The sequence below is a fragment of the Rhodococcus sp. NPDC049939 genome, assembly GCF_040656415.1.
Lineage (GTDB): Bacteria > Actinomycetota > Actinomycetes > Mycobacteriales > Mycobacteriaceae > Rhodococcus_F.
Genome location: NZ_JBFAMC010000006.1, coordinates 57778 through 79237, shown reverse-complemented (window position 1 = coordinate 79237; position 21460 = coordinate 57778). Strand labels below are relative to the sequence as shown.

Here is a 21460-nt window from a genome sequence, read left to right as displayed (position 1 = left end):
GGTGTCAGTGCTCCTCGGATTCAGCGGCCAGTTCGGCTTCGACCTGCGCCTGCTGCTCGCGCAGTTGGGGGGTCTGTTCGGCGAAGACGTAGCGGAACAGATCCATCGGGTCGGCCCGTCGTTCCGTATTCATTCCGGCGCGTAAAGCCGCCGCGGCTTCCTCGGCCTCCGCATCGAGGGCATCAGCTTCCTCGTCGTCGAGCAGACCCTTCCCACGTAGGTACTTCTCCAGCCGAGCCAACGGGTCACGGCTGAGCCACTGCTCGACCTCCGACTCGTCTCGGTACCGGGTGGCGTCGTCGGCGTTGGTGTGCGCGTCCATCCGATAGGTATGGGCTTCCACGATCACAGGACCATTGCCGGCGCGGACGAACACTGCAGCCTCGTCCATCACCGCTAGCATCGCGACCGGATCGTTGCCATCCACCTGCTCGCTGCCGATTCCGTAGCCGACGCCCTTGTGCGCCAGCGTCGGGGCGGCGCTCTGCCGGGCGATCGGCACACTGATTGCGAAGCCGTTGTTCTGCACCAGGAAAACCACAGGGGCTTTGAACACGCCTGCGAAGTTCAATGCCTCGTGGAAGTCGCCCTCACTGGTGGCGCCGTCGCCGCAGAACGCCAGGGCGATGGTGTCGCGACCCTTGCGCTTCTCGCCGTATGCCACGCCCACGGCATGCAGCAACTGGGTTGCCAGGGGTGTGCATTGTGGGGCGCTGCGGTGTCGGGCGGGATCGTATCCGCAGTGCCATTTCCCCGCGAGCATGCCGAGAACCTCGACCTGGTCGATACCGCGCGCCGTGAGGGCCATCGAGTCCCGGTAGGTGGTGAACATCCAGTCCGTCGGCCGCAGGCTCATTGCCCCCGCTATCTGACACGCATCCTGGCCACGAGAGGACGGGTACACCGCCAGCTTGCCTTGCTTCGTCAGCGCGGTCGCTTGTTGATCGAATCGCCTGCCGAGAACCATATTTCGATACATCTCGGCAAGTCGGTCATCACTGGGCTTCGGGTATCGGGCATCGGACTTGGTCAACTCGCCCGCCGCGTCGAGGTACTGCACCGCGTGGTCGGCCGGAAGAAACTTCTGATATTGCCGTGCACCCACGGGCTCCATGAGCGTCACATCTACCTCCATATGCACTATGTGCAGCAATGCTCCCAATTGGCCGACTGAGCGACAACGCAGAGATGCAAGTGGAGACAAACGGCCTAGAATCGGGTCACTGACGACAAAACGTCTCACGGATGTGTGATAGACCACAGCAGAGGTAGACAGATGGCCGACGATCCATCGCACCCATATGTGTTGGACGCGATCGACCGGCGCATCATCAGGGAACTGGTCGCGGACAGTCGCATCTCGATCCGGGCTCTCGCGGAGAAGGCGCATATCTCTCGCGCGCACGCCTACACGCGAATCGGGCGCCTGCAAGGCGAAGGGATCATCGAGGGCTTCACCACACGGATCGCCCACGAGAAGGCCGGACTCGGGTCCTCGGCATTCGTCGCCTTGTCGATCAAACAGGACTCATGGCGGGGAATCGCGTCACAACTTCGAAGCCTGTCGTTCGTCGAGCACTATTCACTACTGGGCGGCGAGTTCGATGTTCTCGTGCTGGTCCGTTCACCCGACGACCGTGCGCTCCGGCACGTGGTACTCGAGCAACTGCAAGGTCTCGAAGGTGTGTTGTCCACCAGAACGTGGTTGATCTTCGAAGAGGCGAACGGGCCGGGCGCGGAATGGGTGTGAGCGCTGCGCGGGCGATTCGATGTCGACCGACTGACTACCTGCGTATTCATTGACAAAAGAAAGGGCCTGTGGGCATGATCCGATTCGTGCACTGCAGGTGAGCGATGAGGTACGGCACATGAGCAAAAACAACGACGCCGCACTGCAAATCCTCGCGCAGACCGTATTGGTTCGGGAAGCCGCCGGGCTGTCCGCTTTGGTCGATTCGGTCGGACCGAGCGTCGTGCGCGTGGCGCGCACCGTGGTCGATACTCCCGGCAAGATCATCACAACCGGTTCGGGAACGTCGGGAATCATGGCCGCACGCCTGGCCCATCTTCTCTCGGTTTGCGGCACCCCGGCTCTCTACCTGGCCGCGACGGATGCGCTCCACGGCGGAATGGGTGCAGTCGACGGCGACGACCTCGTAGTCGCGATCTCCAAGACCGGACTTTCCAGCGAGCTGACCGAACTAGTGACTCGTCTGGTGAGCCGCAAGGTTCGCGTAGTCGCGGTCACCGAGGACGCCGGGTCCCCCTTCGCGGCCGCTGCCACCGACGTCGCCGAGTTACCTCCCACCATCCCGGACGCCGATCCGGGCGGCATGATCGCCCTCGCGAGCACACTCGCGGTCGGCGCGTGGGGTGACGCCGTCGCCGTCGTTGCGATGGCACTCAACGGCCACACCATCCATGACGTCGTTCGATCTCACCCCGCAGGCGGTGTCGGAACCCGCGAGGATCTGATCGACGACGACAACCGACCCGTGGTCGTACTTTGACCCGCCCCGTCGTGGTCGGCATCGACTCGTCCACCCAGTCCTGCAAGGCCGAGATCCGAGACATGGACACCGGTGCGCTACTCGCCTCCGGGTCCGCTCCGCACACGCCTGCCTTCCCGCCGTGTAGCGAGCAGGATCCTCAATCGTGGTGGGACGCTATGGTCACCGCTGTCCGCACAGCACTGTCGCGTGCGGGACCGATCACAGTGCGCGCGCTGTCGGTCGCAGCACAGTGCCACGGACTCGTGCTGCTCGACGACGACGGCAGGCCGCTGCGACCAGCCAAGTTATGGAACGACACCACGGGCGCACCCCAGCTGGCCCAGCTCGTAGACAGCCTCGGCGGACCGCAGTGGGTCCGGCGAATCGGAACGCTGCCGACTGCGGCATTCACGATCGCGAAGCTGGCTTGGGTTGCCGAGCGGGAACCGTCGGTTCTCGATCAGACCCGCCTTGTCCTGCTTCCCCACGACTACCTTGTTCATCGGCTGACCGGCCGGGCCGTCACCGACCGGTCCGACGCCTCCGGCACCGGCTATTTCGACGCCACCACCTCGGCCTGGTTGCCCGAATACCTCGATGCCGCCGCCGGAGAACGCGACTGGCTTCCGCTCCTACCGACGGTGCTCAGCGGCACCGAGCCGGCCGGTGTCGTATGTGCTGACGCTGCAGCCGAACTCGACCTTTCGGACACGGTATTGGTCGGTGCCGGTGCGGGCGACCAGCACGCCGCGTATCTAGGCCTGGGATTGACCGATGGAGACCAATACTTCGGGCTGGGAACGTCCGGCGTCGTCGCGACCTCGTCACGCACACCCGTATTCGACGAGACCGGCACCATCAGCGGAGTAGCCGACACAACCGGCGGCTACCTTCCCCTCGTCTGCACACTCAACGCGGCACGGGTCGGCGACACGGCCGCCCGAATCCTCGGAACCGACCACGCAGGGCTGTCCGAACTCGCGCTCGCCGCAGACCCAGGGCAGGGGCCGATTCTCGTACCTTTTCTCGACGGCGAACGCACACCGAACCGTCCCAACGCGCACGGCCTGCTATCCGACGTCACCTCGGCCACCACTCGAGAGGAGATGGCTCGCGCATTCCTGGAGGGGCCACTGCTGTCGCTGTTGTCACACCGAGATGCGATGCGCTCTCACGGGTTACGTTGTGACGGTCCGATGACAGCGGTAGGCGGCGGCGCCCGTTCGCGCGCGACACTTCAGCTCCTCGCGGATCTCTCCGACGACGTCGTCACCGTGCCCGAGGCGGACGAGGCCACCGCTCGAGGAGCTTGCGTGCAGGCCGCCGCCGTATCGGCAGGCACCGACGTCGAGGGAATGATCGATGTGGCTCAGCGCTGGGCACCGCCTACCCGAATAACGGTGGAACCTCGAGCTAACGGCCGTGATATCGGGGCAGTGCGCGCCCGCTGGGCGGAGTGTGCGGCCGTCGACACCCTCGACCACGCAGAAGCCGCCACATGACGGACATACTCCCGGGAAGGATCAATCCATGACTACTACCAGGCCCAACCCGTTCGACCTGACCGGACGGACCGCCTTGGTCACCGGGGGAAACCAGGGACTCGGCCGTGCATTCGCATTCGGCCTCGCCAATGCGGGCGCGCGCGTCGCCATCGCGGGACGCAACGCCGAACGCAACGAACAGGTCGTCGTCGACGCATCATCCGAGGGGCACGAATTCGCCTCGATCACCGCCGACATCACCTCCCATGCCGACGTCGAGCGCATGACCAGAGAGGCGATCGACGCGCTCGGACACATCGACATCCTGGTCAACAACGCCGGTGCCGGAATCCACAACGACTCCTGGGACGTCACCGAGGAGGAGTGGGACCGGGTCTTCGACCTCAATGTGAAAGCGCTGTGGCACTGCAGTATTGCCGTGGGTGCTCACATGCGCGAGCGTGGCGGCGGATCAATCGTCAATATCGGCTCCATGTCGGGGATCATTGTCAACCGTCCGCAGATGCAGCCCGCCTACAACACGTCGAAAGCCGCCGTGCACCACCTCACCAAATCGCTGGCCGGCGAGTGGGCACCGCTCGGCATCCGAGTCAACGCGCTGGCACCTGGCTACGTGAAGACTCCGATGTCGCCCGTCGACAATCCAGAGTTCAAGCGGTGCTGGATCGACGACGCGCCCCAGCAACGGTTCGCGATGCCCGAGGAGATCGCACCCAGCGTCGTCTTTCTCGCCAGCGATGCCGCCAGTTTCATCACCGGATCAGTCCTCGTTGCAGATGGCGGCTACACGATCTGGTGAGTGCCGAACCAGCGACACCCGACCGGAATCCCACTCAGCGTCACTCAACTCTCCGACCAGCGACAAGAAGATTCCCCCAGTGTTAGTATCTGCGTATGAATGCAGATACTGCTATTGCCTGTCGGCAGAAGTTGCCGGACGACCAGGTCGATCTGGTGGTAGGGGTGTTTCGTATGTTGTCCGATTCAACTCGGGTACAGATCTTGTGGGCACTGACGAGCGGCGAGTTGTCCGTCAACGACCTCGCCGAGCATGTCGGGAAGCCCGCACCGTCGGTGTCGCAGCATCTCGCGAAACTTCGGATGTCCCGGCTGGTCCGTTCCCGAAAAGAGGGCAACCAGGTGATCTACCGCCTGGAAAATGAGCACGTTCGCCAACTGGTGACCGATGCGGTGTTCAACGCCGAGCATGCCGGGCCTGGAATTCCCCGGCACCACCGCATGGGCGGTGAATCGGCGGCGCCGGAACGTGTATCGGAGCACCCGGCATGAACCACACACCGCACCCCGCCTCCACCAACCACGGGCACGGGCACGGGCATGGGCACGGACACGGACATGGGCTCGGTGGGCGGATCGGTGCGGCAGTTCGTGAGGTGTTCGCGCCGCACAGCCACGATGCGGCCGACAGCGTCGATGACGCCCTCGAGTCCAGTGCCATCGGCATCCGGGCCGTCAAGATCAGCCTCGTAATCCTGGGTATCACCGCGTTCGCTCAACTGGCGATCGTGGCCGTCTCCGGGTCGGTCGCACTGTTGGCGGACACAGTGCACAACTTTTCCGACGCGCTGACCTCAATCCCACTCTGGATAGCGTTCGTGCTGGGCCGACGGGCGGCAACCCGCCGTTACACCTACGGTTTCGGGCGCGCCGAGGACTTGGCCGGCTTGTTCGTGGTCGCGATGATCACCCTGTCCGCGGTGATCACGGGGGTCGAAGCAGTGCGGCGGCTGATCAACCCGGTCACGATCGAGCATGTCGGCTGGGTCGCGGTCGCCGGTTTCGTCGGGTTCCTCGGCAACGAAATCGTCGCCGGCTATCGCATCCGGGTCGGGCGTCGGATCGGCTCAGCTGCACTGGTTGCCGACGGATTGCATGCTCGCACAGACGGATTCACTTCGCTGGCCGTGCTGTTCGGTGCCGGTGGCGTTGCCCTGGGCTTTCCGCTCGCGGACCCGATCATCGGACTCGTCATCACCGTCGCGATCCTCGCGGTTCTGCGGAATGCGGCGCGAGATGTGCTGCGCCGCCTGATGGACGGCGTCGATCCTGAACTCGTCGAAACCGCCGAACAATCCCTGTCCGCCGAACCCGGGGTACTCCAAGTGCGTAGCGTGCGGATGAGGTGGATCGGGCACCGCCTTCACGCCGACGTCGAACTCGACATCGACCCCGCCACGAGCTTGGCCGACGCTCACCGGCTGGCACACGAGGCCGAACACACCCTCACCCACACGGTGCCGAAACTTTCCACCGCACTCATCCACGCCTATCCTGCACACAGCTCGGTCACCGCGAGAGGACACTGACCAGGCACACAACATATTTCATCGCAATACTCCGAATTCGGACACCACCGAGTGCGCCGTATTCGGACCGAGGCGCGGCACGAGTAAGCCTCATTCCACAATGGAAATTCTCGCCTCTCGTCGCAGTACCGGTCGCGGTAGTGTGACGGACAGTAGAAAGCTGTGGGGTTCGAGCACGCCGGTCGCTCACCCGGGCCACTGCTCACCGGCGGCAACTCACCGCCGCAGCGATGCGCCCGACGGAGAGGCTGACTGACGTGGACCTTCTCGTGGGTATCGACATGGGGACCAGCAGCAGCAAGGGCGTGCTGGTGACGCCGGACGGCGTCATCGTCGCTTCACACCAGGTCCCCCACGAAATATCTCTGCCACGGCCGGGCTGGGCGGAAGTTGATGCGGAGAAGACCTGGTGGGCAGACGTCTGCCGGATCAGCAAGACTCTGCTCGACAGCCGGCCACCGGGTTCGCGCGTCTCGGGAATATGTGTGAGTGGGGTGGGCCCCTGCCTGGCGTTGTGCGATGAGAACGTCTCCCCGGTTCGGCCTGCAATCCTCTACGGCATCGACACCCGGGCTTCCGTCGAGATCGATGAACTCACCGCGTTGTTCGGAGCCGAGAACATTCTGGCCCGCGGGGGCAAGCCACTGTCGAGTCAAGCGGTCGGTCCGAAGATCGAGTGGGTACGGAAGAACGAGCCGGACGTCTTCGCACGAGCAAAACGCTGGTACGGCTCCAACTCGTACATCGCCGCGAAGCTCACCGGCGAGTACATACACGACCATCCCACCGCGAGCGCATGCGATCCGCTGTACTCGATCAGGGATTTCCGCTGGAACGAGGACTGGGCGCAGAGGATCCTCGCCGGACTGCCGCTTCCACGGCTTGTGTGGCCCGCTGAGGTAGTCGGCACCGTGCATGCCCGCGCTGCGGGTGAAACGGGCATTCCGGAGGGTACGCCCGTGGTCGCGGGCACGTTGGACGCCCTTGCCGACACGTTGAGCATCGGTGTCCGCCACCCGGGTGATCTGATGCTGATGTACGGGTCGACGATGTTTCTGGTGCAGGTACTCGAGAAGTTCCACACCAGCCCGGCGCTGTGGACTACCGCGGGCGTGCCGGAGAATACATACACCCTCGCAGGTGGCACGGCGACGGCAGGTACACTGACCAATTGGCTGCAAAAGGTCACGGGTGGAGCCTCTTTCGATGAACTGATGACAGAAGCCGCGGCGGTGCCTCCCGGATCGGACGGACTGCTGGTGCTGCCATATCTTGCCGGAGAACGGACCCCGGTCTTCGACCCCGATGCACGCGGCGTGGTCGCCGGACTGACCCTCAGGCACGGGCGAGGCCACCTGTTCCGCGCATCGTACGAGGGCATCGCATTCGGAACCAGACAGATTCTCGACATGTTCGACAGTGCAGACGCACCGGTGAAGCGAGTGGTCGCCGTCGGAGGCGGGTTGCGCAGCCCGATCTGGGCGCAGGCACTCAGCGACATCACCGGCCGCACCCAGTTACTACCCGATCAGACGATCGGGGCCAGTCACGGCGACGGACTACTCGCCGCGATCGGCGTAGGACTTGTTCCGCCGGAGACGGATTGGGCCACGATCACGAACGAAATCAAGCCGAACCCGGACCACCGCGAGATGTATGACAACTTGTACGAGATGTGGCTGGAGCTCTATCCGGCCACGCGTGAACAGATGCACCGCCTGGCCCGTCTCGGCTGAGAAGTTCAGCTATCGACGCAGCATCCGAGTCCGGAAATTGGATTTGGCCCTCGCTCTTCGTTAGCGTGATAGTCAGCACTGTGATGGTCACCATATCGAGAGTCGGCTGCCCGCACTCTCTGCATCCGGCTTCTCAACCATCCGGGACTCTGCACCAAGTGGGGAGAAGCGATGTCGGAAACTATGCAGGCAGTGATTTGTCATGGCCCTGGTGACTACCGACTCGAACACGTACCGGTTCCCGTTCCGGGTCCAGGGGAGGCTCTGGTGCGCGTGGAAGCCGTTGGCATCTGCGCTAGCGATCTGAAGTGCTACCACGGAGCCGCCAAATTCTGGGGGGACGAGAACCGGCCGGCGTGGGCTGAGACCGAGGTGATACCCGGCCACGAATTCGTTGGCGAGATTGTGCAAATCGATGGCGAGGGCGCTGCCCGGTGGAGCGTCCAGGTCGGTGACCGGGTGGTGTCCGAACAGATCGTCCCCTGCTGGAAGTGCCGGTATTGCGAGCGAGGCCAGTACCACATGTGCAAGCCGCACGACATGTATGGATTCAAGCGCCGGACGCCGGGCGGGATGGCGAAGTACATGACCTATCCGGCCGAGGCGCTGGTCTACAAGATCTCCAAGGATCTCCCACCGGCGCACGCGGCTTTTACCGAGCCACTTTCGTGCTCGCTCCACGCGGTCGAACGTGCCGGCATCACCTTCGACGACGTCGTGGTCGTCGCCGGGTGCGGCCCCATAGGGCTCGGCATGGTGATCGGCGCACGGGCGAAGAATCCCGCTCACGTCATTGCGCTGGACCTGGTACCCGAGAAGCTCGAGCTTGCCAAGGAATGCGGGGCGGACATCGTCGTGAATATCCGCGACGAAGACGCCGAGAAGGTCGTCAAAGATCTCACCGACGGTTACGGGGCCGATGTCTATTTGGAGGGAACCGGCCACCCCTCGGCTGTGACCCAGGGATTGAGCCTCCTGCGCAAGTTGGGAACGTACGTCGAATACGGTGTCTTCGGCAGCGATGCCACGGTCGACTGGAGCATCATCAGCGACGACAAGGAACTCGACGTTCTCGGCGCGCACCTGGGCCCGCATTGCTGGCCGGCAGCCATCCGGATGCTCGAGTCGGGCGAACTGCCGATGGACAAGATCTGCAGCCACCAGCTACCCCTCACCGAGTTCCAGAAGGGGCTCGATCTCGTAGCCGCCGGCACCGAATCGGTCAAAGTGTCGCTCATCCCGTCCTGACCAGGCGGAGCGGTACCACAGCCCGCATTTCCTCCGAGTGAATATTCAATCCCTCGCCCCGCTCGCGAGTCGGTGACTTCTATCTGCTCGGTCACATACCCCCTAGGGTAATTGCATACCCCCATGGGTATCTGGCAATCTGACTGCAGCAAGGAGATTCCCGTTCTGGAGGTAGCAAGATGATCCTCGAGCAGTACTACATCGAGTGTCTGTCACATGCGTCGTACCTGATCGGCGACGAGAGCACGGGACGTGCCGTCGTGGTCGATCCTCGACGTGACATCACCGAGTACCTTGCCGACGCCCGCCGATTCGAGTTGACCATCGAGGGAGTGATCAACACTCACTTCCACGCGGATTTCGTTTCCGGGCATCTGGAACTACTCGAGGCGACCGGCGCGTGGATCGGATTCGGCGAGGCTGCCGAAACGGACTACCCGATCCGCCGACTCCGGCACGACGAGCACATCAGCCTCGGCGAGGTAGATATCGAAATTCTGTCCACCCCAGGACACACCTGGGAATCGATCAGCCTGCTGGTCCGCGAGCGACCACAGGCGCTCCCGTCGGCAGTGCTGACCGGCGATTCGCTGTTCATCGGCGATGTTGGCCGCCCCGACCTGGTCAATCTCGGTGACGGCTCCAATACCGACCTGGCCCGGGCCATGTATCACACCATCCATCGGACGCTGCTGACCCTGCCTGATTCGGTGACGGTGATGCCCGCGCACGGTGCCGGCTCGTCCTGTGGGAAGAACCTGTCGGCGAAGCTGACCTCGACGATCGGTGAGCAACGCCGTACCAACCCGTCCGTGCAACCGATGAGCGAGGATGCGTTCGTCGCTCTGATCACCGATGGGCAGCCGGCGGTGCCCGCGTACTTCTCCGTCGCCGCGTCCCTGAACAAGGCCACTCATCCCTTGCTCGACCAGCAACGCCACATTCCCGCAGTGTCCGCAGCGCAACTGCGCACCGAACTCGCCTCCGGCACAAAAGTGCTCGATGCCCGTACCCCCGACGACTTCGCCGCCGGGCACCTGAAGGGGTCGGTCAACGTCGGATTCGACGGCCGGTTCGCCGAGACCGGGGGCATGGTCGCCGAGATCGGGGAGAAGGTCGTGCTGATCACTTACCCTGGGCAGGAGCAGGAAGCGGCGATGCGGCTCGCGCGCATCGGCTCCGATCACGCGGACAGCTACTTGACCGTGGACGCCGACGGCGCCTTTCCTGCGGAACTGGCTGATCTCATGCAAACGGCGGCAAGGATCACTGTCGCGGAACTCGATCAGCTGCTCGCCACAGAGGCGGTGATGCTCGTCGATATCCGCAATCCGGGCGAACGTGAATTCGGAGTGATCCCGGGTGCTGTGCCGATTCCGCTGGCGCAGCTGCGTTTCCGACTCGATGATCTCCCCAATGATCGGCCGATCGTGGTGCATTGCGCTGGCGGGTGGCGTTCCAGCGTCGCCGCGTCGCTGTTGCGAGCTCGAGGCTTTGAGCAGGTCAGCGACCTCGTCGGCGGCTACGACGAATGGGCTGCGCACAAGATTGCCGGCTCGTGATGTAACACGACGAAGGTGGCTTCCGGGACAGCCTGGACCCTCGTCCACGCAGAGGTCAAGCATCACTCCGTCGCCCCCTCGTAGAAGAACTCCGTGAAATCCGTAGCCGAAAAACCAACAGAAACCTGCTAGGAGAGATGATCATGTGCTACCCCACGACCTGCTCGCAGTGCGCAAAAACGACCTGGGGCGGATGCGGCCAGCACGCCGATGGCGTCATGGCATCCGTGCCCGCCTCCGACCGGTGCACATGCGCCAAGAAATCCGCCCCAAGAGCGAAGCCGCGGTTCTTCCGCGCACTCTTCGGATCCTGATCACCACAGCGTAAATAGAACGACTGCAATTGGTTTGATTCAAGTGCTCCGTCGGTCCTCATCGCCCATGAAATCGTGAATATCCATCGAGTTCGAAATTCCAGACCAACAACTCTGACGAATATCGTTTTCTTCCAACGAGATCCCCTCACGGGGTGGTGCATCAAACAATCGACCCATCCAACGAAAGGAATCAGCAATGGTCGGCAACGAAGACAGCCACGCATTGGTACTCAACCGACTACGCCGGGCACATGGGCAGCTCGCCGGTGTGATCTCGATGATCGAGGAGGGCCGCGACTGCAAGGAGGTCGTAACCCAACTGGCCGCGGTATCCCGGGCCCTCGACAGAGCGGGCTTCAAGATCGTCGCAGCCGGACTGCGTGAATGCCTCACCGGTGACACCCAGGAGAACACGCAACCAATGACCGAAGCGGAACTCGAAAAGCTCTTCCTCTCTCTCGCTTGAACTCACGGTGGGGCAGCCTGGTGGCACCGTTCAAGACAACAACAAACCATCAGCTACACCCCACCGCCCCGGACATCCCGGGCGTCAGACACGAACCACTACAACTCAGGGAAGCAACCATGAACCTCGCATTGTCAACCACACTGCATACCTCCTTCGACGATGCCGTACAGCGGACCCGCCAAGCCCTGTCCGAGCAGGGTTTCGGCGTACTCACCGAGATCGACATGAAGGCAACGCTGAAAGCCAAGCTCGACGAGGACATGGAGGACTACCTGATCCTCGGGGCCTGCAACCCGGCGCTCGCGCACCGCGCCGTGAACGTGGACCGGCAGATCGGGCTGCTGTTGCCGTGCAACGTAGTCGTACGCACCGACCCATCCACCGAGAATGCAGTCATCATCGACGCGATGAACCCGGCGCTGATGGTCGAAGTGACCGACGAACCGGGACTGAAGTCCGTCGCCGGCGAAGCCACCACCAAACTCCAAGCCGCGATCGACTCCCTCAGCACACAGCACGCCTGACCCATTTGGCTCGCGGCGGGTACCGGGAAGGAAGATCGTGACCCTGACAGTCGCCCTCGCCCTCGGCGCAGTTATCGGAATTCTGCTCGGCCTACTCGGCGGCGGCGGATCGATCCTGGCCGTCCCCGCTCTGGTCTACGGCCTCGGACTCGGCATCGAACAGGCGATACCGATATCGCTGCTCGTGATCGGCATCGCCTCCGCAGTCGGCGTCCTCCCGAAACTGCGCGCTCAACAGGTCGAATGGCGGCTGGCGGGAATCTTCGCCGCCGCAGGCATCCCCGCCACCTTCGCCGGGAGCGCGGTGAGCCGACTTCTGCCCCAGTCCGCAATTATGCTCGGCTTCGCCGCTGTTATGGTCGTCGCGGGTATTCGGATGCTGCTCGACAGTGACAACGTCGGAACTGCCTGCAAGACTGGCGATTCAGGAATCAACTGGCGGCGGTGCGCGCCCCGCTCGATTCCGGCCGGATTCGCAGTGGGATTCCTGACTGGACTGTTCGGAGTCGGCGGCGGCTTCCTCATCATTCCCGCCCTGGTATTGATGCTCGGTGTCGGGATTCAGATCGCCGTCGGGACGTCGCTGCTGATAATCGTCGCGAACTCGGCGGCCGGACTGATCTCGCACCTGAGTGGCGCAAGCATCGACTGGGCGATCACCGTAGCCTTCGCCGGCACCGCCATAGTCGGGTCGCTCGTCGCTGCCCATTTCGGCACCCGCATCGACACCGACCGACTCCAACGCTGGTTCGCCTATCTCGTCTTCGTTGTCGCAACGTACATACTGATCGACACGATATTCAGCTACCGCTGACCGAGTTCCAGAAGGGGCTCGACCCTGTTTCCGGCAACACCGGATCGGTCAAGGTGTTGCTCGTCCCGTCCTGACCTGAGGGAGCTGGCCCCGGCCCCGAACCCGAACCGTAGTTCAGTGTTGTCGCAGTGCGTTTTCAGGAGCTGGCGGATTTTGGAGGCAATTCGGCGCCTCGGCTTGCGAACACTTCGGCCACCCATCGGTACACGCCGTAGGCAGCGTGCAATCGCGATGCGCGCGGTGTTTCTGGTCCGACGATCTGCAGGCCGTCAGCCGCGATGCCTTCGAACTTGACCATGCCCTCGATGCGTCGACGGACGGCTGCTTCCCAAGCATCGTCATCGATGCGGTAGTAGGAGGTGCGATCGCCGGCGCGGGTACGTCGACGGATGAGCCCGACGGCCATCAGGGTGCGGATATTGCTCGTCATAGACGCGCGGCTGGCTTTGATCGCGGTGGCGATTTCTGCTGCCGACTGTTCAGCGGGTTCGCAGATCATCAACCATCCGAGGATGCGGCCGGTGATCGGCGGCAGTCCTTCCTGTTCGGCGAAGAAGTTGGCCACCTGCTCGATCCACGCCATTTCAGCCGCGGTCTCCATCACCCTCCTTAAATTTGCGTCATTACAGTCACGACTGTAATATCTATCCATATCCATACTGGGTGTCTAGAACCTACACCGGACCACCTGTGCCGTCCATCAGTGTCAGGACGGAGTTCTCGTGCGGCGAGAACCCCTGGGACACCACCCAATCCGATCAATGCTGACGTTGCCCGAACTGGGGGCGTTCAGCTCGGTCGTACTCTCCTGAAGGTGTTTTCACAAGCAGATTGGTAGGCCAATGGCCCTCGAACGCGTTGAGCTTCATCGCGAGCAAGAAACGACGCTCATGACGCTGTACCTACATGCCCGGGATGCCCACTCACCGCGTCCCATCCTCGCCGACCCTTACGCGACGCCGATGCTCGAACGCATCGACTACGACTTCGGACGATTCGAGAAGCTGAAAGGAAATCAGCCGCTGATCGCGAGTCGCGCAAAGGCCGTCGACGACATCGCACGCACATTCGTCGCCAGCCACGCCGACGCGGTGGTGCTGCATCTAGGCTGCGGTCTGGATAGCCGCGTGCGGCGCGTCGACCCCGGGCCGAGTGTTGTGTGGTTCGACGTCGATCAGGAGCCGGTCATAGAGCTGCGGCGCAAACTGGTGCCGGATCGCGAAGGCGTGACCATGCTCGCCGACTCGGTGGCAGACCCTCGATGGTGGATAACCGTTCCGGCCGAACGGCCGACGTTGGTCCTAGGCGAAGGACTGCTGATGTATCTCGCTCCCAACGACCTCGGCTCATTGATCGACATCGCGGTGACTCGGTCTTGCGCGCCCATCCAGACGTTCGTGTTCGACACCGTCGCACCCTGGGTGCGCCGAGTCAGTGCCTGGCAGTCGAACTTCCGCGACGCCGCCACGAAGTTCCTCTCGACCACCGACGATCTCGAGAGCGCCATCCACCGCCACGACAGCGTGACCATGCTCGCCGAACAATCGGTGGTTTCACTGGCACACCAAGCCTCCCGCGGAGGACTGGCCACATTCATCGGCGCCGTCGACGCCGTCGGACCCGGGCACCGCGCAATGGTTCTACGGACCTACCTACACCGACCGACATGAACCGGCGCGAAAACGCCGTGGCGAAATCAACGAGTGGCCCTCCACTGATGCCCAACCGGTACTTCCAGCCGCGCTATCGCATGCTCGGGGTTGTCGGCGCTCTCGTGTGCAACGTCGTACCCGCCCAGACCCAGCTTCGGGATCACGGTCTTGCCCAGAAGGTAATAGACCCCGCCCGAGGCCACCATGGCTGGAAGTGTCGCACTGATCCGTCCGAAGGCTTCCTGACCCGCAGAGAAGGTCAAGACCGAGAATCCGCTCTGCCATCCGCCGAGGAACACCCATACGGCCATACCGACCAGCACGCTCACGAAGGCCAAGACGTTGAACCCGTGGCTGTACCAATACGGCCCCGCCGTATCGAAGCACGCCTTCACGTCGATGCGCTGTCGCCGAAGGAAGAAGTAGTCGACGAGCGCCACCGCCCAATATGGCCCCACGAGCAAGCCGATGAAGATGAGCAGGGTGTCGAAGATGCCCTGCAACGACGCGCCGAAGACGAATATCGCGGACGGAACGGTCACCAACACGCACACAATTCTGTAGTTCGTGTGCGGGAACGTACTCAAAATACCCATTGATCCCGAACCGAGAAGATGCGTGACCGCCGTGATTGTGCCCAATACGATAATCAGCAGAGACACCAATCCCAGGTCCAGTTCATTGGCCCAGATGGCCGGGTCTATCTCTCCAGTTGCGAGCGTCGCCATGCCGCCCACGACGGCAAATGTCACGCCCGTCACCAACAGTCCGAGATACGTTCCCCAAAAACTTGATTTCTCGGTGCTGGAGAATCTGTTCCAAGATCCCAGATATGGGAACCAAGATATCGAGAAAGCGAAGATGATTTCGAATGCAATGGCCCAATCGGAACTACCGTCACCAGGCTTGTTCACAATCGTTGAAATATGACCATCGATGAACAACCGGACGACGATATATCCGACAAAGGCCACCAGAAGTGGCACAACAAGCCGCGAAACCGTGAACGAAGCCTTCTGACTGTAGGTGATTATGAGTAATGGAATGAATATGCCCGCACCGATCGAGTACACGTAGTAGTCGCCTGTAAAACTGATTCCTTGACCATCGGCCACGATCTTCGTGGCCGTACCCGCAAGTGCAGCCAGAATACCGACCCAGCCGAAATTCACGCAGACGAGAACCAGAGTTCCATATGCCGAACCTCGAGGGCCGAATGCCGGGCGCAGCGACACGATCTCATCAATTCCGTATCGCGCGCTACGCTGAGAATTCCATGAGCAGAAGGCGAATCCGAGCATGAACCCGGTGACGGTGATCACCAACATGTTCTCGAATCCGAGACCGCTGGCATATGAAGATCCAGAGATGAAGTTCGTAAGCAGTACGTTCCCTCCGGCCCACAGCCAGAATATCGAGAAGAAGCCGGCGTACCGTTGCGACTTCTTCAGTGGTAGTGACGTCGAGGCCTCACCACTCACTTCGACATTCCCTGCGCTACATACCACCAGGTCGAAAGAGTAATGGGGACGATCGCCAGTAGCAGCATCAGGACTTGGTCGGTTCTGGAAAGGTCGGTGGATTCATCGGAGTCGAAGTTCTTGCGCTGATCCTCAGTCATTGAATGAATCTCCCTTGAACTCCGATGAGAGGGATTCATAGGCGTCGTCGATCCTCTTGCTCGAATAGGCCACCAGATCAGGTGCGGTCGCCTTCCAGGACGTATACGCGGAACCCGACATCTTGTTGATCAGCTCTTTGGAATCGATGATTTCGATCCCGTAAGTCCAATTCGCCATGTTCAGAATGGCAGACTTGTGTGCACCGGAATTAGTGGCGGCACAAGCGTCCTTCACCAACACGACGTTGTAGTTGCGGGAAAAGGCATCGAACACCGTGGTCAAAACACAGCAGTCGGTCGTAAATCCGACGACGATCACCGTTTCGATCTTCTGGGTACGGAGTATGAGATCCAGGGAAGTTTCGTGGAATCCACTCCACCGATACTTGTCGATGACGACCTCGCCAACGCGTGGCTCGAGCTGGTCGATCACCTCGAGATTCTCGGTATCGGACCGGTAGAAAACAGGTTTCCCCGAATCATCGAGAATCTCGTTGTTGATCAGTCCCGCACCGTCTACTCGGCTCACGTGTCGGGTGTATATGACCGGGACCGACAGCGAACGGCAGATGCCGATCACAGACTCTGCAGAATCCACTGCTTCCTGCATGTGTTCGATGCCGTACTTGCTTTCCTTCTGCATGTCTATTACAAGAAGTGCAGTATGGCTGCTATTTACCATTGTCTTACCTTTGCTTGCCTGCGGGGGTGAGCGCACCTTGCTCTCGCAGTGTGCGCTCGGTGTGCGGGCCAACCAAAGCCTCAGGCCGCATATAGATAGTTCGCAACACATACAATACGTCGTTGCCGAATTCGCCCGGTGTGCCTGAACTCCTGGTGCACATATTCCGTCACCGCGCCTTCGAAGCGGAGTGATCAGCTGTGTCGCATACGGTTTTCGAACAGTCGGCGACTCGAAGGCAACGGTTGGGCGTAGTGTCTATCAACCATGGAGGACACCCCATTTGGCCGGATGATCACTGCGATGGTGACTCCGATGCACGACGATGGCTCGATCGACTACGACGGGCTGCAGCGGCTCGCGGTACACCTCGCCGACTCTGGGCACGACGGGCTTCTGGTCAATGGCACCACAGGCGAGTCCCCGACGACCTCCGACGAAGAGGACTACTCCTCGGTGCAGGCCGTCGTCGAGGCGGTGGGCGACCGAGTCGCGGTCATGGCCGGTTGCGGCACCAACGACACCGAGCACTCCGCGCGCGCGGCTCGGGAGATGGTCGCCCGCGGAGCGGATGCGCTGCTCGTGGTCACCCCTTACTACAACAAACCGCCACAAGACTGCATCCTCGAGCACTTCCGCCTCGTTGCCGAAGCCGGCGGCCAGACGCCAGTCATGCTGTACGACATCCCCGGCCGCACCGGAACCGCCCTGACGACCGAGACGATCCGGCGCGCCTCGGATATCGAGCAAGTCAAGGCCGTCAAGGATGCCAAGGGCGACATGTTCGAGGCGAGCCGACTGATAGCCGAGACCGATCTGCTCTGGTACTCGGGGGATGACGTGCTCAACCTTGCACACCTCGCGCAGGGCGCCACTGGCGTTGTGTCGGTCGTCGGGCACGTTGCGGGTGACCTCTACGCAGAGATGATTGCCTGCGTGGACCGAGGCGACCTGCCCCGGGCACGCGAGATCCACACCCGACTGATCCCTGCGGTCGACGCAATCATGCACACCTCGCAGGGAGCGATCCAGGCGAAGGCAGCCCTCAAGATGCTCGGTGTCATCGATTCCGACCAACTCCGCATGCCGCTGAGACAGGGGCCTGCCGAGCACATCGAGCGCCTGCGCGCCGGGCTCGCTGCGTCGGGCCTGCTTTGACAGGAGGAGAGTCCAGCAGGGCCTGGATCGGCTGCAACCTGTGAAGGGCCTGCAAAACGCGTACCTCGCCTATCTGCGCCAGATGGGTCACCAAGTCAGCGATCGGCGGATTGCGTTCGGTGACAACCGATCAGTGATACTCCTGTTCGATGACACGAACAGCGAGCTGATCGACGTCCGAGCGACGATCGACATGGCAACGATGCGCACCGCGTTAGAGCAGATCCTCGACTGCGCCCCCTATGTCGAGCACAGCCATCGGTCGTTCCTGCTGCCAGCGGAGCCGGCCAAGAATGTGATCGACTTACTCCATGACCACGGGGTATCCGTGATCTGGGCAAGCGGAGACGACTTCGCAGTACGCCGGTGCCCCGACTCACTGGCCGCTTTCGCCGCAAACGATGTGCTGTGGCAGAACTATTCGGAAGCGGTCGTAGATGTTGCGCTACCGACCGGTGCCGTCCGCATCACCCCTACCGATGACGCTGCCTACGGCACCATGCCCCCGGCTGGTCCGCTGCACATCATCGCCGCATGCCAGCCTGGTGAACTGCCCGGGACCGAGCGCGAACGCGAGAGCCACCGTCGGCTCACCGACTATCTGCACGGCCGCGGTCTGGACACATTCGGGGCGATCGGAGGTTCGCCGGACGGCACGTATCAGGAACTCAGTGTTGCGGTGTCTGGACTGTCCGACGAACAGGCGCGCGAGATCGGTCGTCGATTCGGGCAGGTCGCGGTCTTTTCCTGGAACTCGTCGCAGTGGAAGCTGCTGGCATGCGCCAGTGACCGATCAGCCGTCCACCGATGGACCCTGGAGCGGTCACCACTCCCACCGAAGCGTTGACAGCGAACGAAGCAACTCCCTCAATCACTGGCGGAGATGACAAGTGAGCTCACGGCGAGGACTCCTTCGGTGATCAGCGAGATCCGTCGGGCTGATTCGTTCCACGAAATCCCCGCGGGTTCGAGGGTGAGGACCACGACGATCTTGTCGTTGTTCTCGCCAAGGGTGCCCGTTGTGTGCATGGCCGCCTTGGTCAAGTCGATATCTGGACCTGCGGGTGTCGGCTCTTGGCCGTCCTGCGAAGAGCCTGCAAGCCCGTCCGCGATCTCGGCATCGCCGTCATGAACCTCAGGTTCGTCGAACGGGTCGGGTGGCAAAGGATTTGCGGGGGAACATGGTATCGACGGCGCATCGCCGAATCCGGACCACCCTTGCTTGATTGCCCACGGGGGCGGCGCGGCTTCGGGGATACCGAAGTACTGGTCGAAACCGTCATTCCCACACTTTGTCGACTGGTGCAGGTTGTCCATGATTACAGATCGAACCTGCGGTGAGGCGTCGTCGAGGATGTACCGGTAGATCTTGACCACATCGGAAGCGCTGATTGCGGTGTATCCCCATATGGCCCGGTCAGCCGGTGGGGCAGTGTCGGTGAGGTCGAGTTTGGTGGCCATCCGTTCGACAATCGCCGCGAATCCACCCTTCACCCAGAAGTACGACGCGGCGGTGTCGTCGCTCGAACGCAGCATCGGCTGCAACTGCGCCAAGTCTTCTGGCGGAATGCTGAAATCCTCTCCCAATCCCTCCAGGTAATCCAATGCGATCAATAGCTTTACGATGGAGGCGGATCGAAACTGTTTGTGAGAATCGAACTTCACAGTCGGTTCGGCAGTTGTTCGATCGAAGACTACGAAACTGGTCTCGATCCCAAAAGGGAGAATCGGTGGGTCGATACCCACAGAGCCAGTCGATTCCGCCGGCGCTCGGGGAGTCGCAAGTGCGAAAGTTGTGATAGTGGCCGCTATTGCGGCAATACCTACTGTCAGAACCGATCGAGACATTCTTCGTGAACCAGACTTCTCGTAGCAGGCGGGGACCGGCACGGTGGTGTAACTCGTTGAGCGCGTGGGTCTGTGCTGTCGGTGATTATTCCTCGAGCGGGATGCTACGTCCACGTGAACATTTGGCCCTCGAAGATCACTGGTTGCGCCCGCTACGTTCCTCGGCCGCCAGTCGGTATCCGCGCAATGCGACCATGCTCGCGGCTACGAGCACGGCGGGCACGGCGGCGAAAGCGATGACGACGCCGAAGATCGCTCCGGCAGATTGGGTGACGTGGTTTCCGGCGGTCGAGGAGACGAACCCGGTGGCGGCGAGGATCATGAGCACCACCGCGGGACCCAGCGCCAAGCCCACGGTCTCCGCTGCGGTCCACACGCCGCTGAACGCCCCCGCACGAACCGATCCCGTGGTGGCGTTCTGGTGGTCGCTGATCACATCCGGCAGCATCGACATCGGCAGCATCTGCATGCCCGCATAGCCGGTGCCGGCCAGCGCCACCATCGCATACACCCACGGCCCGGGGGAGGCGAGCAGGCCGAGCATCGCGACGGAGGAGGCCAGAAACAACCCGGATGCCAGGAAATACGCGCCCCGCTTGCCCCACGCCCGCACCAGCCGGATCCACATCGGCATCACAGCAAGCGCCGGTGCAACCAGGGCGACGAACAGGATGGACACCGCACCTTCCGACTCGAGAAGGTAGGTGGCCACGTACTGGGCCGCACCCAGCATGCATCCCGTGGCCAGGGCTTGCAACATGAAGGCACCCAGCAGGAATCGGAAGGGGCCGCTCGAGCGCACCGCAGCGAGACTGTCGGCCATCGTGTGACCCGAAGAGGCGTCCGAGGGGTCTGGACCGACGTCGTTGGTGCGCGGTGCGATCCGCCAGACGGCCAGCATTCCGAGTCCGAGAGCAAGCCCAGCGACAACCCCCATCAGCAGGTATCCGGGCCGGCCGCCGCCGCCGAGTTCACGCAGCGCCGGACCACCCGCTCCGAAGAGCAATATCGCGACGGCGAGCAGCGCGACCCGCCAAGACATGAGCCGGGACCGTTCGTGATAGTCGTCGGTGAGCTCTGCGGGCAACGCTATGTACGGAACCTGGAACAAGCTGAACGCGATCGCCGCACACACGAAAGCGGTAGTTACCCAAAGTGACCCGGCCAGAGTGGAGACTCCGGATGGCACCGCGAAGGTGAGCGCGAAGAACACCGGCAGGCCCAGCGCGCCTAGGAGCAGGAACCGTCGCCGCGTCCCGGTGCGAGCCGCGTCGGCGTCGCTGCGGAATCCTATGTAGGGGTTGATCAGCACGTCGAGCGCCTTGGGGGCGAATACCACCACCGAGGCGACCGCAGCGGCGACGCCGAGGGTGTCTGTCAGGTAGTACGCCAGCACCAGGCCGGGCAGGGTGGCGTACCCGCCTGTACCCACCGAACCAAGCGAGTAGCCAGTAACGGTCGATCTACTCAGCCGCGCGGGAGCCATCGTCATCCGGTCAACATAT

General features: G+C 62.3%; 22 protein-coding genes. 15 read left to right on the top strand and 7 right to left on the bottom strand.

Going from position 1 to position 21460, the window contains the following annotated elements:
* Nucleotides 1-4: 4 nt before the first annotated feature.
* Nucleotides 5-1135 carry a pyruvate dehydrogenase (acetyl-transferring) E1 component subunit alpha gene (pdhA, locus tag AB0I57_RS18650; protein WP_358338532.1) on the bottom strand — a complete coding sequence of 377 codons (1131 nt, stop codon included), beginning with the start codon at nucleotides 1133-1135 and terminating at the stop codon, nucleotides 5-7.
* A 141-nt stretch (nucleotides 1136-1276) separates the two neighbouring features.
* Between pdhA and AB0I57_RS18645 the strand changes: the two genes are divergently transcribed.
* From AB0I57_RS18645 to AB0I57_RS18590, 12 genes are all read left to right on the top strand, one after another.
* Nucleotides 1277-1750 carry an Lrp/AsnC family transcriptional regulator gene (locus tag AB0I57_RS18645; protein WP_358338529.1) on the top strand — a complete coding sequence of 158 codons (474 nt, stop codon included), beginning with the start codon at nucleotides 1277-1279 and terminating at the stop codon, nucleotides 1748-1750.
* Between the two features lie 118 nt (nucleotides 1751-1868).
* Nucleotides 1869-2510 carry an SIS domain-containing protein gene (locus AB0I57_RS18640; RefSeq protein WP_358338527.1) on the top strand — a complete coding sequence of 214 codons (642 nt, stop codon included), beginning with the start codon at nucleotides 1869-1871 and terminating at the stop codon, nucleotides 2508-2510.
* On the top strand, nucleotides 2507-3994 hold the full coding sequence (gene xylB / locus AB0I57_RS18635; protein WP_358338524.1) for a xylulokinase: 1488 nt from the start codon (nucleotides 2507-2509) through the stop codon (nucleotides 3992-3994). The genes AB0I57_RS18640 and xylB overlap by 4 nt, the downstream gene beginning before the upstream one ends.
* A gap of 28 nt (nucleotides 3995-4022) precedes the next feature.
* Nucleotides 4023-4796 (top strand): glucose 1-dehydrogenase, encoded by a 774-nt coding sequence (locus AB0I57_RS18630; protein WP_358338521.1) that lies wholly within the window; start codon nucleotides 4023-4025, stop codon nucleotides 4794-4796.
* A 95-nt stretch (nucleotides 4797-4891) separates the two neighbouring features.
* Nucleotides 4892-5287: a metalloregulator ArsR/SmtB family transcription factor gene (locus AB0I57_RS18625; protein WP_358338518.1), complete on the top strand. Its 396-nt coding sequence runs from the start codon at nucleotides 4892-4894 to the stop codon at nucleotides 5285-5287.
* Nucleotides 5284-6324, top strand: a complete 1041-nt coding sequence (locus tag AB0I57_RS18620) for a cation diffusion facilitator family transporter (RefSeq protein ID WP_358338515.1) — start codon at nucleotides 5284-5286, stop codon at nucleotides 6322-6324. The genes AB0I57_RS18625 and AB0I57_RS18620 overlap by 4 nt, the downstream gene beginning before the upstream one ends.
* A 257-nt stretch (nucleotides 6325-6581) precedes the next feature.
* Complete coding sequence (locus AB0I57_RS18615; protein ID WP_358338512.1) at nucleotides 6582-8060, top strand: FGGY-family carbohydrate kinase; 1479 nt, start codon at nucleotides 6582-6584, stop codon at nucleotides 8058-8060.
* 171 nt (nucleotides 8061-8231) lie between these two features.
* Nucleotides 8232-9308: an alcohol dehydrogenase catalytic domain-containing protein gene (locus AB0I57_RS18610; protein WP_358338509.1), complete on the top strand. Its 1077-nt coding sequence runs from the start codon at nucleotides 8232-8234 to the stop codon at nucleotides 9306-9308.
* A gap of 179 nt (nucleotides 9309-9487) precedes the next feature.
* Nucleotides 9488-10870 (top strand): MBL fold metallo-hydrolase, encoded by a 1383-nt coding sequence (locus tag AB0I57_RS18605; protein WP_358338506.1) that lies wholly within the window; start codon nucleotides 9488-9490, stop codon nucleotides 10868-10870.
* Between the two features lie 513 nt (nucleotides 10871-11383).
* A complete protein-coding gene (locus AB0I57_RS18600; RefSeq protein WP_358338503.1) occupies nucleotides 11384-11653 on the top strand; it encodes a metal-sensitive transcriptional regulator in 270 nt (89 codons plus the stop codon).
* A 119-nt stretch (nucleotides 11654-11772) separates the two neighbouring features.
* Nucleotides 11773-12180 carry a DUF302 domain-containing protein gene (locus AB0I57_RS18595; RefSeq protein ID WP_358338500.1) on the top strand — a complete coding sequence of 136 codons (408 nt, stop codon included), beginning with the start codon at nucleotides 11773-11775 and terminating at the stop codon, nucleotides 12178-12180.
* A 37-nt stretch (nucleotides 12181-12217) separates the two neighbouring features.
* On the top strand, nucleotides 12218-12994 hold the full coding sequence (locus AB0I57_RS18590) for a sulfite exporter TauE/SafE family protein (protein ID WP_358338497.1): 777 nt from the start codon (nucleotides 12218-12220) through the stop codon (nucleotides 12992-12994).
* Between the two features lie 136 nt (nucleotides 12995-13130).
* Here the strand turns inward: AB0I57_RS18590 and AB0I57_RS18585 are convergent, their stop codons facing one another.
* A complete protein-coding gene (locus AB0I57_RS18585) occupies nucleotides 13131-13595 on the bottom strand; it encodes a MarR family transcriptional regulator (protein ID WP_358338494.1) in 465 nt (154 codons plus the stop codon).
* A gap of 289 nt (nucleotides 13596-13884) precedes the next feature.
* On the opposite strand from AB0I57_RS18585, the gene AB0I57_RS18580 reads away from it, so the two are divergent.
* The gene (locus AB0I57_RS18580; protein WP_358338492.1) at nucleotides 13885-14664 is read left to right on the top strand and encodes a class I SAM-dependent methyltransferase; all 780 of its coding nucleotides are present in this window, start codon (nucleotides 13885-13887) and stop codon (nucleotides 14662-14664) included.
* A 26-nt stretch (nucleotides 14665-14690) separates the two neighbouring features.
* Here AB0I57_RS18580 and AB0I57_RS18575 read toward each other — a convergent pair whose 3' ends face one another.
* Genes AB0I57_RS18575 through AB0I57_RS18565 form a run of 3 tightly spaced genes read right to left on the bottom strand, consistent with a single transcriptional unit; the run spans nucleotide 14691 to nucleotide 16949 of the window.
* Nucleotides 14691-16127, bottom strand: coding sequence for a cytosine permease (locus tag AB0I57_RS18575; protein ID WP_358338489.1), 1437 nt, complete (start codon nucleotides 16125-16127; stop codon nucleotides 14691-14693).
* Nucleotides 16124-16267, bottom strand: a complete 144-nt coding sequence (locus tag AB0I57_RS18570; RefSeq protein WP_358338485.1) for a hypothetical protein — start codon at nucleotides 16265-16267, stop codon at nucleotides 16124-16126. The genes AB0I57_RS18575 and AB0I57_RS18570 overlap by 4 nt, the downstream gene beginning before the upstream one ends.
* Nucleotides 16260-16949, bottom strand: coding sequence for an isochorismatase family cysteine hydrolase (locus tag AB0I57_RS18565; RefSeq protein WP_358338482.1), 690 nt, complete (start codon nucleotides 16947-16949; stop codon nucleotides 16260-16262). The genes AB0I57_RS18570 and AB0I57_RS18565 overlap by 8 nt, the downstream gene beginning before the upstream one ends.
* A 267-nt stretch (nucleotides 16950-17216) precedes the next feature.
* Between AB0I57_RS18565 and dapA the strand changes: the two genes are divergently transcribed.
* Entirely contained in the window at nucleotides 17217-18107 is an 891-nt protein-coding gene (gene dapA, locus AB0I57_RS18560) for a 4-hydroxy-tetrahydrodipicolinate synthase (protein WP_358338479.1), read from the top strand.
* Nucleotides 18108-18147: 40 nt separating this feature from the next.
* A complete protein-coding gene (locus AB0I57_RS18555; RefSeq protein ID WP_358338477.1) occupies nucleotides 18148-18954 on the top strand; it encodes a DUF3293 domain-containing protein in 807 nt (268 codons plus the stop codon).
* Nucleotides 18955-18974: 20 nt separating this feature from the next.
* Here AB0I57_RS18555 and AB0I57_RS18550 read toward each other — a convergent pair whose 3' ends face one another.
* Together AB0I57_RS18550 and AB0I57_RS18545 are read right to left on the bottom strand one after the other, a co-directional pair.
* Nucleotides 18975-19721, bottom strand: coding sequence for a hypothetical protein (locus AB0I57_RS18550; RefSeq protein WP_358338474.1), 747 nt, complete (start codon nucleotides 19719-19721; stop codon nucleotides 18975-18977).
* Between the two features lie 370 nt (nucleotides 19722-20091).
* Nucleotides 20092-21447: an MFS transporter gene (locus tag AB0I57_RS18545; RefSeq protein ID WP_358338471.1), complete on the bottom strand. Its 1356-nt coding sequence runs from the start codon at nucleotides 21445-21447 to the stop codon at nucleotides 20092-20094.
* Nucleotides 21448-21460: the final 13 nt, after the last annotated feature.